Below are 14220 nucleotides of genomic sequence, written 5' to 3' on the forward strand. Positions count from 1 at the left end.
CGAGCCTTCCATGTTCAAGCTTCCCGCCCTGACCCTCCTCGCCGGCCTCTCCCTCGCCCTGCCGGCCCAGGCGCAATTCGCCATCCCCGCCTCGGCCGTCACGCTGAACTACAGCATGAACAATGGCTGCTCGCTCTCGCCCGGGCAGATCTACTCGATCGGCACGGACCAGCTGGTGGTCGGCCTGACGAACACCGGTACGAACTGGATCTCCTTCAGCGTCCAGGTGGCGCTGAGCGGCACGGGCTTCAGCCGCACCATCCAGAGCGCGGCCACGGGCGCGCTGGGCCCGGGCTCGCTCGTGGTCCCGATCCGCGGGCTGACCCCAGCGCTGCCGGCCAGCATCACCAATGGCAGCGCCACCGTGACCATCCAGACTTGCTCCACCGCGCCCACCCCAGGCGGCCCGCCCCGCAACTGGCGCTGAAGCGCGCCCCACCCCAGAGAGACGCTGATGCCAATCCGCCGCCTTCTGCCTGGATTCCTGGTCGCCGGGTTTGCCCTGGGCCAGGCCGCGCCCGTCCAGGCGCAGTTCGTCATCCCCGCCTCGGCGGTTACGCTGAATATGGTCGGGAGTGAGGGCTGCTCGTTCATCCCCGCGGAGATTGCTTCGCCCAGTTCCGATTCCCTGGACGTCGGCCTGATCAACACATCGAACGGCTTCGTGTCCTTCTGGATGGTGATCACCATCCAGGGCACGAACTTCCGGACCGATGTCCACGCCGGCCCGGGGGGCTGGCAAAGGCCGGGCCGCCTGATCATCCCGATCCGGACCGGCTTGCCGCCCCTGCCGGCCAGCCTCGCCAATGGCCGCGCAACCGTGCGGATTGAGCAGTGCAACGTCGAGCGCAGCCCCAGGTGACGCGCCTTCCGAGCGGGGGCATTCTCCCCGCATGACCCAGACCGACCCCGCCCTGATGGAAGCCGAAGAGCTTCTGGCCCTCTATGCGCGCCGCGCGCTTTCGCCCGTGGAGGCGCTGAAGGCGGTGACCGAGCGAATCGCGCGGATGAACCCCTGGGTGAATGCCTTTGCCGCCCTCAACCCGCGCGCCCTGCAGCAGGCGGGCGAGAGCGAGGCGCGCTGGGCGGCCGGGCGCCCCCTGGGCCCGCTGGATGGCGTGCCGGTGACGGTGAAGGACCTGCTGCATGTGGCGGGCTTCCCGACGCGGCGCGGCAGCCGCACGACCGAGGCCACGCCCATGGCGGAAGACTCGCCCTCGGTGCTCGGCCTGAAGCTCGCTGGCGCCGTCATCATCGGCAAGACGACGACCACGGAATTCGGCTGGAAATCGCCGGGCGACTGCCCGCTGCATGGCATCACCCGCAACCCCTGGAATCGCGAGCGCACGCCGGGCGGTTCCTCCTCCGGCGCCGGGGCGGCCGCCGCGGCCTGCTTCGGGCCGCTGCATATCGGCACGGATGCCGGCGGCTCCATCCGCATCCCGGCCGCCTTCTGCGGCGTGGTGGGCGTGAAGCCGAGCTTCGGGCGCATCCCGCAATGGCCGCTCGGCGCATTCGCCAATGTCGCGGTGGCCGGCCCCATGGCGCGCAGCGTGCGCGACGCGGCGCTGATGATGAACGCGATGGCCCGGAACGACGTGCGCGACCCCTTCTGCCTGCCGGATGAGAAGCGCGACTGGCGGGACGGCATCGAGGAGGGTGTCGCCGGGATGCGCGTGGCCCTCGTCCGCCGCCTGGGCTTCGACGCGCCGCTGGATGCGGAGGGCGAGGAAGCGCTGATGCAGGCCGCCCGCGCGCTGGAAGCGGCCGGCGCCATCGTCGAGGAAGCGGACCCCCACCTGCCCGACACGCGCGCCATTTTCGGCCGCGTCTGGGGCGTGGCCCTCTCCCGCCTCGTCGCCTCCGTGCCGGAGGAGAAGCGCGCGCTGCTCGATACCGGCATCCTGGAGGTGGCCGAGGCCGAGGGGCGGATGAGCGCGGTGGATTTCCTCGGCGCCGACGCGATGCGGATCGAGGCGGCGCATGCCATGGCGCGCTTCCACCAGCGTTATGACCTGATGCTCACCCCCTGCACGCCCACCGCCGCCTTCGCCGCCGACCAGCCGACGATCGACCCGCGCATGGCGCTCTGGCGCGACTGGGCGCCCTGGACCTTCAGCCACAACCTGACGCGCCAGCCCGCCATCTCGGTCCCGGTCGGCCTGGATGCCGAAGGCATGCCGCGCGCCGTCCAGGTGGCCGCCGCCCTCTACCGGGACGACCTGTGTTTCCGGGCGGCCAGGGCCCTGGAAACCGCGCTCCAGTCCCCCGCCGCACCCATCTTGTAACGTCCACGAAAAGATGCTTCACCCCCGCCACTCATTGTGACGGGGGCATGACACGTGCGGCTTGTGACGTTCACCGATGGCATGGGTGCCCGCGTCGGCGCCCTGGACTCCTCGGGCGCCGTGCGTGACATCACCGCCATCGATTCCACCCTCCCGCGCGACATGCTGGGGCTGATCGCCTCGGGCCGCGTTCCTGCCATCGGCGATGCGCCTGTGGTGCCCGAGGCGCGCCTTCTGGCACCGATTCCGCGCACGCCGAAGAACGTGTTCTGCGTCGGCAAGAACTATCACGAACACGCCAAGGAATTCGCCGGCTCCGGGTTCGACGGCGGCGCCAAGGATGTGGTTCCCCCCTTCCCCGTCGTGTTCAGCAAGCCGCACACCAGCATCATCGCGACCGGCGAGCCGATCCTCGGCCATCTCGATCCCACCGGCGGCCTCGACTACGAGGGCGAGCTCGGCGTCGTCATCGGCAAGGGCGGGCGCGGCATCGCCAAGGCGGATTCGCTGAAGCACGTCTTCGGCTACACCATCATCAACGACGTCACCGCGCGGCATCTCCAGAAGCGCCACAGCCAATGGGTGCTGGGCAAGGGGCTGGACAGCTTCTGCCCCATGGGCCCCGCGATCCTCACCGCCGACGAAGTGCCAGACCCCGCCAAGCTCACGCTCACCACCTGGGTGAATGGCGAGCAGCGGCAGCACGCCTCGGTCAGCGACCTCATCTTCGACATTCCAACGCTGATCGAAGCGATCAGCGCCGGCATCACGCTGGAGCCGGGCGACGTCATCGCCACCGGCACGCCGGTCGGTGTCGGCATCGGCTTCTCGCCGCCGCGCTTCCTCGCCTCCGGCGATGTGGTGCGGATCGAGGTTCCCGGAATTGGAATGCTTGAGAATCGAGTCGCCTGAAGCGCGTTTTTTGACTAAGGCGTGACAACCTTCGGTGGGAGGAACAACTTTGCGCGGACCCAGCACCTTGCCCATGCTGCGGCGTCGTCCTCTGACGGCAACGCAAATCTGTACGCTGCCCGAGCAGGCGCAGCGCGCTGCCGCCTTCTATGAGCCGCCGCGGGACGAAGCCCCTCAGCAGCCCGCCCGCCTCCTCGACGATCGCGACACCGCCGCCGCCGCATGAGGCTGGACCGCCGCGGCCTCCTGGCCCTGCTGCCCGGCGCCGCCCCAAGCGGTGTCGCGATGGCACAAGGCGTTGATTTCCCGACCCGCCCCGTCACCATGGTGGTCGGCTTCCCGCCGGGTGGCCAGGCCGATCTCGCCGCGCGGCCCGTTGCCGCCGCCATGGAGCGAAACCTCCGCCAGCCCGTGGTGGTGCAGAATCGCCCGGGCGGCGCGGGGGCGATCGGCTCGGGCTTCGTCTCGCGTGCCGCTCCGGACGGGCAGACATTGCTCATGGCCCTCTCCTCGCTGGCCGTGATCCCCGAAGCCGAGCGCCTTTTCGGCCGCGCGCCGCCCTACACGGTGGATCAGTTCGCGCCGATCGGCCTGGTCAATGCGGACCCGACGGTGCTGGCCGTGCCGGCCTCGGCCCCCTGGGCCAATCTCGCGGAATTCGTCGCCGCCGCGCGCGCACGGCCCGGCGACATCCCCTATGGCTCCTCCGGCGCCTACGGCACGCTGCATGTGGCGATGGAGATGTTCGCCGCCGCCGCGCAGATCCGCCTGCTGCACGTGCCTTTCCAGGGCGCGGGCCCGGCCATCACGGCGCTGCTCTCGGGCAATATCCAGGCGCTGGCGACGGCGCCGGGCACGGTGACGCAGCACGTGCAATCCGGCCGGCTGCGCGTCCTGGCCTGCTGGGGCCGTGAGCGTGCCCCCGCCTTCCCCGATGTGCCGACCTTCATGGAATCCGGCTTCCCGGAGGTGGAGTTCTACATCTGGGCCGGCCTTTTCGCGCCCGTGGCCACGCCCGCCGCGATCCAGCTCCGTCTGCGCGAGAGCCTGCGTGTCGCCATGCAGGACCCCGAGCTGCAGCGCGCCTTCGAGACCGCGGGCTCGCCGCCGCGCTACCTGGACGCCCCGGATTTCGCGCGCTTCTTCGCGGAGGATTCGGCACGCCTCGTGCGCGCCGTGCAGCGCATCGGGCGCGTCGAATAGAAGGCGCGCTTAACCGCGCCTTCATCCGGCTGGCCTAGTCGCGGCGGGCAGCCTGCCGATCGGGGCAGGCTCTCCTTGCCAAAAGGCGGCCAACCATGATGAAGCGGCTCATTCATCTGTTCTCCGCGCGTCCCGCGACGCAGCTCGCCGCCATCATGGCGCGGCACATGGCGCTGACCCTCTCGCCAGACGGGCGCATCCTCGACGCCAATGCGGGCTTCCTCGCCCTGACCGGCCTGGCCCCCGAGGCGTTGCGCGGCCGGCCCCATCGCGAAATCCTGCAGCCCACCGATCCCGCCACCCCCGCGCCGGAGATGGCGGGGGAAGCGACGTTCCGATGCAGCGGCCCGGATGGCCAGGACGTTCTGCTGGACGGCGTCTATTGCCCGGTGCCCGGGGCCGCGGGGCAGGTCATCCTGCTCGCCACCGATGCCACTGCGCGCAGCCTCCGCGCGCGGGAGGACACGCTCCTCATGGCGGCGATCCAGCGCAGCCAGGCGGTGATCAGCTTCACGCTGGATGGGCACATCCTCGACGCCAACGCGAATTTCCTGGCCGCGACCGGCTACGCGATCGAAGAGGTGCGGGGCCGGCACCACCGGATCTTCATGGACCCGGCCGAGGCGGCCCTGCCCGCCTATGCCGAGCTCTGGGCCGGCATCGCGCAGGGCGAAGCGCGCCAGGGCCAGTTCCGCCGCCTGGCCAAGGGCGGACGGGAGATCTGGATCGAGGCCACCTACACCCCCATCCTCGACATGGCCGGAAAGCCCTTGAAGGCGGTGAAATTCGCCACCGACATCACCGCCCAGATGCAGGAGCGGCAGCGCCGCAACGCCCGGGGCCGGGAGGTGGATGCCGCGTTGCAGGGCGTCGGCGGCAGTATCTCCCTCGCGCGGGGCCAGGCCGAGGCCGCCGCCGGCCGCTCGCGCGAGACGGCGGCGAGCGTGCGGGCCGTGGCCAGCGGGGCCGAGCATCTGGCGGCCTCCATCGCGGAGATCAGCGGCCGTATCGGCGAGGCCTCGCGTTCCGCCGCCGCCGCGACCGGCGAGGCCGAGCGCGCGACGCAGATGGTGCAGGACCTCGTCACCGCCGCCGGGCGCATCAGCCAGGTGGTGGAGCTGATCACGGAGATCGCGGGCCAGACCAACCTGCTGGCCCTGAATGCCACGATCGAGGCGGCGCGCGCAGGCGATGCCGGCAAGGGCTTCGCGGTGGTCGCCTCCGAGGTGAAGGGCCTCGCCGCCCAGACCGCCCGCGCAACCGGGGAGATCGCCGCCCAGGTGGGCCAGGTGCAAGGCGCGGTGGATGGCGCGGTCGGCGCCATCGCCTCGATCACGCAGGCCATCGCGCGGATCGACGCCATCACCGCCGGCATCGTCGCGGCGGTGGAGGAGAAGAGCGGGGTGACGCGCGACATGTCGGCGAACATGCAGGCGGCGGCCGGGGCCGTGGCGTCGGTCAACCAGAGCCTGGAGGAGATCGCCTCGGCCGCGGCCGGCGTCGCGGACAAGACCGCCCGGGTGCAGGAGAGCGCGCGCGAGCTGGCCGTCTGAGGCGCGCTCAGGCGGGGAAGAAGCGGTTGGCCGGGCGTGGCAGGCCCAGATGCTCGCGCAGCGTGGTGCCCGAATATTCCTTGCGGAACAGGCCCCGCCGCTGCAGTTCCGGCACCACCTGTTCGGTGAAATCCATGAGGCCGCCGGGCACGAAGGGGAACATGACGTTGAAGCCGTCGCAGGCTTGCGTCTCCAGCCATTCCTGCATCTCATCCGCGATGCTTTGCGGCGTGCCGACGATGGCCGCACCTCCATAGCCGCCGAGCCGCTGCGCCAATTGGCGCACGGTGAGGTTGTCGCGCCGGGCCATGGCGATGGCGCGCTCGCGGCCCGACTTGCCGCCCTCCGTCTCCGGGATCTCGGGCAGCGGCCCGTCGGGATCAAATCCGCGCGCATCCACGCCGAGCGCGATGGACAGCGCACCCAGCGCACTCTCGTAATGCACCAGGCTGTCGAGCCGCGCGCGCTTCTCCCGCGCTTCCTCCAGCGTCGCACCCACAACGACCAGCGCGCCGGGCAGGATCTTCAGGTGATCGGGATTGCGGCCGAGGGCCACGGCGCGGCGCTTCACATCGGCGTAGAAGGCGCGCGCCTCGGCGATGGGGCCGCCGGCGGCGAAGACCATCTCCGCCGTCTCGGCCGCGATCTGCCGCCCGGCCTCGGAGGCGCCGGCCTGGACGATGACCGGCCAGCCCTGCACGGGCCGCGCCACGTTGAGCGGCCCGCGGACGGCAAGCTCCGGCCCCTTGTGGTTCAGCACATGCATCCGCGCCGGGTCCCAGAAGATCCCGCTCTCGGCATCGCGGATGAAGGCATCGTCCGCGAAGCTGTCCCAGAGGCCGGTCACGACGTCGTAGAATTCGCGCGCGCGCTTGTAGCGCTCGCCATGCGCCATGTGCTCGTCATGGCCGAAATTCTGCGCCGCATCGGGGTTGGCGGTGGTGACGAGGTTCCAGCCCGCGCGCCCGTTCGAGATGTGATCGAGCGAGGCGAATTTCCGCGCGACATGATAGGGGTCGTTGTAGGTGGTGCTGGCGGTGGCGATGAGGCCGATGCGCTCGGTGACGGCGGCCAGCGCCGGCAGCAGGGTCAGCGGATCGAAGCTCGTCACCGTGTGGCTGCGGCGCAGCGCCTCGATGGGCATGTTCAGCAGGGCCAGGTGGTCGGCCATGAAGAAGGCGTCGAACTTCGCGGCCTCCAGCTTCTGGATGAGCGCCTTCAGCTTGGGGAAGCTGAAATTCGCGTCGGGCCAGGCGCCGGGATAGCGCCAGCCGCCGGTATGGATGACGACGGGCCGCATGAAGGCCCCGAGGTGCAATTGCTTCCGCGCCATGCGCCAAACCCTCCGTACACGTCAGTGACTTGGCGCGGCACCTTGCCAGGTTGCAGGGCGGCAGGCGCAGCCCTGCCATGCGGTCATACCGGCAGCCGCATCCGCGCGCGCAAGCCGCCCATGGGGCTCTCCTCCAGCAGGATCTCCCCGCCATGCGCGCGCACGATGTCCCGCGCAATGGCCAGCCCCAGGCCCGTTCCGGTGGCGGAGCCGGAACTGAAGGGGCGAAAGGCCTCGGCGCGGTCGGCCGCGGGAATGCCGGGGCCGTCGTCATCCACGGTCAGCTCTGCCCAGTGGCGGCCGGCCTCCTGGACCTCGGCCACGCCGATCGCGATGCGCCGCGCGTGGCGCCGGGCGTTGTCGAGCAGGTTGCCCAGCGCGCGCTTCAGCGCATCGGCGCGCAGCGGCAGCACCAGCACCTCCGGCAGCGTCGTGCTGACATCGGCGCCGCTGCGGCGGGACTTCGTCGCCATCTCCTCGACCAGTTCGACAAGATCGGAAGGACGCGGCGCCTCGATGCTCTCGCCGCGGGCGAAGGCGAGATAGGTCTCGACCATGCGCTCCATTTCCTCGAGGTCCTGGTTCAGTGCCTCCAGATCCTCCGCCGTCTCGGGCGAGCGGGGCAGCATGACGATGGCGAGCCGCATGCGCGTCAGCGGCGTGCGCAGGTCATGGCTGATGCCGGCCAGCATCTCCGTCCGCTGGCTCACGAAACGCAGGATTCGGCCCTGCATGGCGTTGAAGGCGAGTGCCGCCTGCCGCACCTCGCGGGCGCCCTCCGGCTTGATGGGCGCGGTGTCGCGGCCCAGGCCGAAGGATTCCGCCGCCTCCGCCAGGCGGCGGATGGCGCGCACCTGGTTCTTCATGAAGAGGATGGCGATGCCCGCCAGCAGCAGGGCGGAGCCCACGAGCCACAGCACGAAGACGTAGAGCGTGGTACTGAACAGGCGCTTCCGCGGCGCCTCCACCGAGAGCAGACCGGTGCCGGTCTGCACGCGGATGACGATGGCCTGGGGGTCGCTGTGCCAGTCGGCGTCGAAGGCGAAGCTCATGCGTTCGCGCAGCGCGTGGTCCAGATCCTCCTCCAGCGGCAGGAAAGGCATCCAGGCGGCGCGCGCGGGCGGCGTGCCGAGCTGCTGGCCCGGCTCGAAGCCGAGCGATAGCCCAAGGCGCCAATTGGCCTCGCGCAGGATCTGGCCGCGCATCGCCTCGGGCGCCTGGTCCACCAGGTTCGCCACGAAGGCGACATCGCCGGCCAGGCCGGCGGAGAGCCGGCGCGAGATGACGTCGAGATGCCCGCCATAGAAGAGCTGGAGCGCCACGCCCTGCAGCACGACCAACGGCAGCAGCATGATCAGCAGGGTGCGCGCCAGCAGGCCACGCGGCAGCAGCCCGCCGAGGCCGCGCAGCAGCGACTTGTGGGGCCGCTTGGCCGCCGGCCTGTGGTTCAAGGCCCCTTGGTTCAAGGCCCCTTGGTTCGAGGCCCCCTCATTGACGGCCCCTTCATTCACGGCCCGGGTCTCAGCACATAACCCTTGTGCCGGATGGTGTGCAGGAAGCGCGGCTCGCGCGGGTCCACCTCGATCTTGCGGCGCAGGCGCGTGACCTGCACGTCCACGCTGCGCTCGCCGGCATCGGGCGTGCCGAGCGCCACTGCGATCTCCTCACGCGAAAGCACCTCGCCCGCGCGGCGAGCGAGCGCCGTCAGCAGCGCGGCCTCGCCGCCCGTCAGGCGCTGGGTGCCCTCGGGGCCGCGCAGCTCGCAACGCTCGGCGTCGAACCAGCGTTGGCCGAGCTGCATGGGCCCGTCCGGCAGGGCCGTGGGTGCGGCGCGGGGTGCCACGCGGCGCAGGATGGTGCGGATGCGCAGCGCCAGCTCGCGCGGGTCGAAGGGCTTGGCCAGGTAGTCGTCGGCGCCGTGCTCGAAGCCCGCCACGCGGTCATCCGGCGCGCCGCGCGCGGTCAGCATGAGGATGGGCGTCTCATGCCCCTCGCGGCGCAGATGCTCGGCCAGCTGCAGCCCGGTCTCGCCGGGCATCATCACATCCAGCACCAGCAGGTCGAAGGCCATGGCCTCGATGGCGGCGCGCGCCTCCGTCGCATCGCCCGCCACGGCGACGCGGTGGCCCTGCTCGGTCAGGAAGCGCTGCAGCAGCGCGCGCAGCCGGGCATCGTCGTCCACCACCAGGATGTCGGCGCTCGTCTCGGCCATGGCTCAGCCTCCTCGGGACTCGGGGCGGGGGATCGGGTTGGGGGAGAAGGTGGGCGTGGTGCGGCCCGGGGCGGCGCTGCGCTCCAGCGCCTCGAACTGGGCGCGCGCCTCGGGGCCCATCAGGCCGCGCATCACCTGGCGGAAGCCCTCGACAGCCTGCGGTCCCGCCTCGCGATAGGCGCGCAGAACCCATTCGCGCTGCGCGTCGAAGAGGCGCCGCTCCAGTTCGGCGCCCTGCTCGGTCAAGCTGAGCAGGCGCTGGCGCTTGTCGGTGAGGCCGGGCGCCTGGCGCACATAGCCGTCCTCGATCATCGGCTGCAGCACGCGGCCGAGCGACTGCTTGGTGATGTCCAGGATGGCGAGCAGCTCTCCCACCTTGATGCCTGGCGCGCGGCCGACGAAGTGCAGCACGCGGTGATGCGCGCGGCCCATGCCGAGCGTGGCGAGGATGCGGTCCGCCCCCGCGGTGAAGTCGCGGTAGCCGAAATAGAGCAGGTCCTGCGCGAGGCGCAGTTCCTCCTCGCGGAGGAAGAGCAGGCTGCGCGTGCCACCGGGCGGGCGCGATGGCTCCGCTCGGAGGGCGTCAGGGCGGGTAAGTTCGGACTTCAGTGATTCCGGCATGGCAGCCATGATTCCATTTTCGGTCAGCTTCATTGACACATTTTTTGCGGTCATTCTACATAGGAACGGTAAAACGACAGGATGATGCGCCTATCCGCCCCCCGGCATTCCGTTCGGGTCTCTCACGGCGCCAAGGAGGACATACATGGCCCTGGTTCCCTTCGATGATCGCGACGGCGTGATCTGGTGGAATGGCGAATTCCGCCCCTGGCGCGATTCGAAGCTGCACGTCCTGTCCCATGGCCTCCATTATGCCTCGGCCGTCTTCGAGGGCGAGCGGTGCTATGCCGGCGAGATCTTCAAGCTGCGCGAGCACACCGAGCGCCTGCTCCAGTCGGGCCGGATCCTCGGCTTCGAGATCCCCTATACCGCGCAGCAGATCGATGATGCCTGCAACGAGACGATTCGTCGCAACGGCCTGACCAATGCCTATGTCCGCCCCATCGCCTGGCGCGGTGCGGAGGAGATGGGCGTGGCCGCGAAGGCGACGACCGTGCAGGTGGCGATCGCCGTCTGGGAATGGGGCGCCTATTTCGGCGTGGAGCAGCGCATGAAGGGCGTGAACCTCGCCATGGCCAAGTGGCGCCGCCCGCACCCCGAGACCGCGCCCACGGCCAGCAAGGCGGCCGGCCTCTACATGATCGGCACCATGAGCAAGGAGGCCGCCATGGATGAGGGCGCCGACGACGCCATGATGCTCGACTGGAAGGGCGACCTCGCCGAGGCCACAGGCGCCAACGCCTTCTTCGTGATGGATGGCGAGGTGCATACGCCGAAGCCCACCTGCTTCCTGGACGGCATCACCCGTCGCACCGTCATGGACCTGGCCCGCAAGCGCCAGATGAAGGTGGTGGAGCGCGTGATCCATCCGGATGAACTGCCGAAGGCGAGCGAGGTGTTCCTGGCCGGCACCGCGGCCGAGGTGACGCCGGTGCGGCGCATCGGCGCGCATGACTTCACGCCGGGCGCCATCACCGAGACGCTGATGAAGGACTATGACGCGCTGGTGAACCGTCGCGGCTGAGCCGCGCCAAGACGAGACGGCTGAGCCGCGCCAAGACGAGACGGCTGAGCCGCACCAGGACAGGACCGCTAAGCCGCGCCGGCAGTGGCCGGCGCAAGCGCTTGACGCGGCGCACCGCTCCGGGGGATTGAGGGTCATCCCCCGGAGCATCGGCTTGAACCCATTCGCCTTTCTCTCCCGCCTTCTGGCCGCGCGCGCCGCCGAGCGGGAGCGGACGAAGCGGCGCATGGCCGCGCTGGCGGCGCGGCGCGCGGGCGATGCCGCGCGGGACCGGCGGGATTGGGCCGAAGCCGCCAGCCAGTACGACCGCTACCTCGCCCTTCAACCGGATGACGCGGCGCTCTGGGTACAGCTCGGCCATGCCCGCAAGGAATCAGGCGACCTGCCGGCCGCCGAGCTGGCCTACCGCGCCGCGCAGGAGCGCCAACCGCGCGACCATGACATCGCGCTCCAACTCGGCCACGCCCTGAAACTCCAGGGTCGGCTGGAAGAGGCGGCAGCCGCCTATGCCCTTTCCGATCAGCTCGCGCCCATCAACCATGCGGCGGAGGAGCTGGCGGCGTTGGCCGGCGTCGAGATCCGGCCGCGCCCGGCGGGCGTCACCGCCCGCCAGATCTCCGAGCGCGAGCGCCTGGCCCTGGAACGCCTGCGCGAGGCCGAGCTGGACGTCGCGCGCGCACCGGACAACCCCGCGGCGCACCGCGCCCTGGCCGAGGCGCTGCTGCAGTCCGGCCGGCGCAATGCCGCCATCGCCGCCGCACGCGAGGCCTGGCGACTCATGCCCGAGCGGCGGAACTGGCAGACCATCCGCCGCGTCGGTGGCACCCCGCCCGAGGAAGGCACGCCCGGCGGGCCACAGCTGCACGACGTGACGGACCTGCTGACCATGGTGCGCGACACCGGGCGCGCCACCGGCATCCAGCGCGTGCAGCTCGGTCTCGCCGAGGGCATCCTGGCCGACCCGGCGGCGGCCGAGGAGGCGCGCTTCGTCTTCCTGGCCGAGCGCTTCGGCCCACTCTGGACGCTGGCGCGAGAGGACATCGCCGCCATCATCGCCTATTGCCTGCACGAGCCGCATGATCCGCTGCGCGCCGAGGCGCTGGTGAACGGCGCGATGGACCGCGCTCGGCCGACGCATCTGCCCTCAGCCCGCGTCTTCTTCATCATGGGCGCCTTCTGGTTCTGGGCGGGCGTTCCCTCGGCGCTGGCGCGGCTGCGCGCGGCAGGGCTTCGCATCGGTCTCCTCGTCTATGACCTGATCCCCCTCACCCATCCCGAGCACACGAGCGAGGGCACGGTCGCCGCCTTCCGCCAGGGGCTGGAGGAGGGCGCCGCGCTCTGGGACTTCGCGCTCACCATCTCGGAATTCACCGCGCGCGAACTTGGCCGCCAGCTGAGGGCGATCGAGGCGCCGCCCATCCCGATCCGCCCGGTCCCGCTCGCGCATCGCATCAGCCCGCCGGACAAGCCGGATGCGGCAGCCTTCCCCGAGGCGGTGCGGGACCTGCGGGGCCAGGACTACGTGCTCTGCGTGGGCACCATCGAATCGCGGAAGAACCACCTGGCCCTGTTCCAGGCCTGGCAGATCCTGCTGCGCGAGGGGATGGACCCGCCGCCGCTCGTGCTGGTGGGCCGCCCGGGCTGGCGCGTGACGGACCTGATGGAGCAGCTGGAGGCGACAGGCTTCCTGGGTGGCCGGGTGCGCCTCGTCCATGGCGTCTCAGATCCTGAGCTGGAGGGGCTCTACCGCGGCTGCCTCTTCACCATCTTCCCTTCCTTCACCGAGGGCTGGGGCCTGCCGGTCGGTGAATCCCTGGCGTTGGGCAAGCTCTGTCTCGCCGCGCTGGAAGGCGCGACACCCGAGGCCGCCGGCGGCTTCGCCGAACCGATCGACGCCTACAGCCCGCGCGACATCGCGGCGCGCGTGCGCCATTTCGTGACCGACCGCGCGGCCCTGGCAGCCGCCGAGGCGCGCCTGCGCGAGGGCTTCACGCCGCGCGGCTGGCCCGAGGTCACCCGCCACTTCCTGACGGAGCTTACCGCCTGCCTGGCCGTGCCGCCCCCGCAGCGAGCAACACCGGAGGCACCCCGCCTCGCGCCCGGCCAGCGGCTGCTTTTCACGCCGGGAGCCGCGCTGGGCGACCTGCTGGTGCTGGGCGCCGGGTTCGAACCACCGGAGCCGCCGGGCGCCTGGCTCATCGGCAGCTCCGGGACGCTGACGGTGGAGTGTGCTGCGCCCATGCGGCTCTGGCTCCGCCTGCGTGCTGCGCCTTGGGCGACGGATAACCGCGCCGGCATCGCGCTGGGCGACGGGCCACTGCAATGGGCCGAGATCGAGCCGGGCCAGGAAGCGATGCTGGCGCTCGATGTGCCGGCCGGCCACGCGACGCTGCGCCTCGTCGTGGATGGGCCGACCCATCCGCCGCCAGAGGGCGAGCGCCGCCCGATCCGCGTGGCGCTCAGCGAGATCACCGCCGTCGCGCATGAGACACCCCGCCTTGCGCCGGGGCGGGCCGTGATCTTCGGCCCGGCGGCCGCGGCGCAGGATTGGCTCGCCCTGCTGGCCGAGGGCTGGAGCCAGACGGCCAATGGCCAGGGCGTGGGCGTGCTGGCGCCCATGGCGGTGTTGCGGCTGGCCGTGCCGGCCGAGGCGGTGGGCGAGATTCGCGTGCTGCTGCACCTGCATGTCCGCGCCGGCGCGCATGCCCGGCTGCGCCACCCGGGCGGCCTGACCGCACTGCCCGAGGGCGGCGGCGCGCTGCTCCTGCCGCTGGCCGTCACCACCGACGCCGAGGGCCAGGCGCGCATCGCGCTGGAGATGGAGGATCGCAGCGTGCCGCCGATCCGCCTCGCCGCGCTGCAGTGGGCCGCCGAGGCGGACATGGCCGCGCGGCTGGCGATGATCGAATCCGTGATGCTGCCCGAAGGCGGTGCCGCGCATGCCCTTTCCGCCACGCGCCTGACGGCGCTCGAGGCGCGGCTGCGCGCCGAGACGGCCGAACCCGCCACGCCACTGCCGGGCGGCGAGGCCGGCCGGGCGGCGCTGCGCCTCGCCGCCTCGCGCAAGGGCTGAG

At 71.3% G+C, this 14220-nt stretch carries 12 protein-coding genes; 8 read left to right on the top strand and 4 right to left on the bottom strand.

Annotated features, from left to right (window positions below; translation table 11 throughout):
* Positions 1-10: 10 nt before the first annotated feature.
* The 6 genes from KTR66_RS03810 (at position 11) to KTR66_RS03835 (ending at position 5956) form a co-directional block, all read left to right on the top strand.
* Complete coding sequence (locus KTR66_RS03810; protein ID WP_213610578.1) at positions 11-427, top strand: hypothetical protein; 417 nt, start codon at positions 11-13, stop codon at positions 425-427.
* Positions 428-454: 27 nt separating this feature from the next.
* A complete protein-coding gene (locus tag KTR66_RS03815; RefSeq protein ID WP_213610580.1) occupies positions 455-862 on the top strand; it encodes a hypothetical protein in 408 nt (135 codons plus the stop codon).
* Positions 863-893: 31 nt separating this feature from the next.
* Complete coding sequence (locus tag KTR66_RS03820) at positions 894-2288, top strand: amidase (protein WP_213610582.1); 1395 nt, start codon at positions 894-896, stop codon at positions 2286-2288.
* Between the two features lie 54 nt (positions 2289-2342).
* Positions 2343-3200: a fumarylacetoacetate hydrolase family protein gene (locus KTR66_RS03825; protein WP_371819012.1), complete on the top strand. Its 858-nt coding sequence runs from the start codon at positions 2343-2345 to the stop codon at positions 3198-3200.
* Between the two features lie 222 nt (positions 3201-3422).
* Positions 3423-4403 (top strand): tripartite tricarboxylate transporter substrate binding protein, encoded by a 981-nt coding sequence (locus KTR66_RS03830; RefSeq protein WP_213610584.1) that lies wholly within the window; start codon positions 3423-3425, stop codon positions 4401-4403.
* A 95-nt stretch (positions 4404-4498) separates the two neighbouring features.
* Positions 4499-5956 carry a PAS domain-containing methyl-accepting chemotaxis protein gene (locus KTR66_RS03835; RefSeq protein ID WP_213610586.1) on the top strand — a complete coding sequence of 486 codons (1458 nt, stop codon included), beginning with the start codon at positions 4499-4501 and terminating at the stop codon, positions 5954-5956.
* A 7-nt stretch (positions 5957-5963) separates the two neighbouring features.
* Here KTR66_RS03835 and KTR66_RS03840 read toward each other — a convergent pair whose 3' ends face one another.
* From KTR66_RS03840 to KTR66_RS03855, 4 genes are all read right to left on the bottom strand, one after another.
* A complete protein-coding gene (locus tag KTR66_RS03840; RefSeq protein WP_213610588.1) occupies positions 5964-7289 on the bottom strand; it encodes an LLM class flavin-dependent oxidoreductase in 1326 nt (441 codons plus the stop codon).
* 83 nt (positions 7290-7372) lie between these two features.
* Positions 7373-8740 carry an ATP-binding protein gene (locus tag KTR66_RS03845; RefSeq protein WP_249731811.1) on the bottom strand — a complete coding sequence of 456 codons (1368 nt, stop codon included), beginning with the start codon at positions 8738-8740 and terminating at the stop codon, positions 7373-7375.
* A gap of 56 nt (positions 8741-8796) precedes the next feature.
* On the bottom strand, positions 8797-9501 hold the full coding sequence (locus tag KTR66_RS03850; protein WP_213610590.1) for a response regulator: 705 nt from the start codon (positions 9499-9501) through the stop codon (positions 8797-8799).
* A 3-nt stretch (positions 9502-9504) separates the two neighbouring features.
* The gene (locus KTR66_RS03855) at positions 9505-10122 is read right to left on the bottom strand and encodes a MarR family winged helix-turn-helix transcriptional regulator (RefSeq protein ID WP_249731812.1); all 618 of its coding nucleotides are present in this window, start codon (positions 10120-10122) and stop codon (positions 9505-9507) included.
* A gap of 145 nt (positions 10123-10267) precedes the next feature.
* Between KTR66_RS03855 and KTR66_RS03860 the strand changes: the two genes are divergently transcribed.
* Together KTR66_RS03860 and KTR66_RS03865 are read left to right on the top strand one after the other, a co-directional pair.
* Complete coding sequence (locus KTR66_RS03860; RefSeq protein ID WP_213610594.1) at positions 10268-11146, top strand: branched-chain amino acid aminotransferase; 879 nt, start codon at positions 10268-10270, stop codon at positions 11144-11146.
* A gap of 154 nt (positions 11147-11300) precedes the next feature.
* The gene (locus KTR66_RS03865; RefSeq protein ID WP_213610596.1) at positions 11301-14219 is read left to right on the top strand and encodes a glycosyltransferase family 1 protein; all 2919 of its coding nucleotides are present in this window, start codon (positions 11301-11303) and stop codon (positions 14217-14219) included.
* Position 14220 lies beyond the last annotated feature (1 nt).

The sequence above is a fragment of the Roseococcus sp. SDR genome (assembly GCF_019083995.1).
Lineage (GTDB): Bacteria > Pseudomonadota > Alphaproteobacteria > Acetobacterales > Acetobacteraceae > Roseococcus.

Excerpts from the sequence above, each read along its gene's own strand:
- KTR66_RS03820 (WP_213610582.1), top strand. The coding sequence starts at position 894 with ATGACCCAGACCGACCCCGCCCTGATGGAAGCCGAAGAGCTTCTGGCC.
- KTR66_RS03810 (WP_213610578.1), top strand. The coding sequence starts at position 11 with ATGTTCAAGCTTCCCGCCCTGACCCTCCTCGCCGGCCTCTCCCTCGCC.
- KTR66_RS03840 (WP_213610588.1), bottom strand. The coding sequence starts at position 7,289 with ATGGCGCGGAAGCAATTGCACCTCGGGGCCTTCATGCGGCCCGTCGTC.
- KTR66_RS03850 (WP_213610590.1), bottom strand. The coding sequence starts at position 9,501 with ATGGCCGAGACGAGCGCCGACATCCTGGTGGTGGACGACGATGCCCGG.
- KTR66_RS03855 (WP_249731812.1), bottom strand. The coding sequence starts at position 10,122 with ATGCCGGAATCACTGAAGTCCGAACTTACCCGCCCTGACGCCCTCCGA.
- KTR66_RS03830 (WP_213610584.1), top strand. The coding sequence starts at position 3,423 with ATGAGGCTGGACCGCCGCGGCCTCCTGGCCCTGCTGCCCGGCGCCGCC.
- KTR66_RS03835 (WP_213610586.1), top strand. The coding sequence starts at position 4,499 with ATGATGAAGCGGCTCATTCATCTGTTCTCCGCGCGTCCCGCGACGCAG.
- KTR66_RS03860 (WP_213610594.1), top strand. The coding sequence starts at position 10,268 with ATGGCCCTGGTTCCCTTCGATGATCGCGACGGCGTGATCTGGTGGAAT.
- KTR66_RS03815 (WP_213610580.1), top strand. The coding sequence starts at position 455 with ATGCCAATCCGCCGCCTTCTGCCTGGATTCCTGGTCGCCGGGTTTGCC.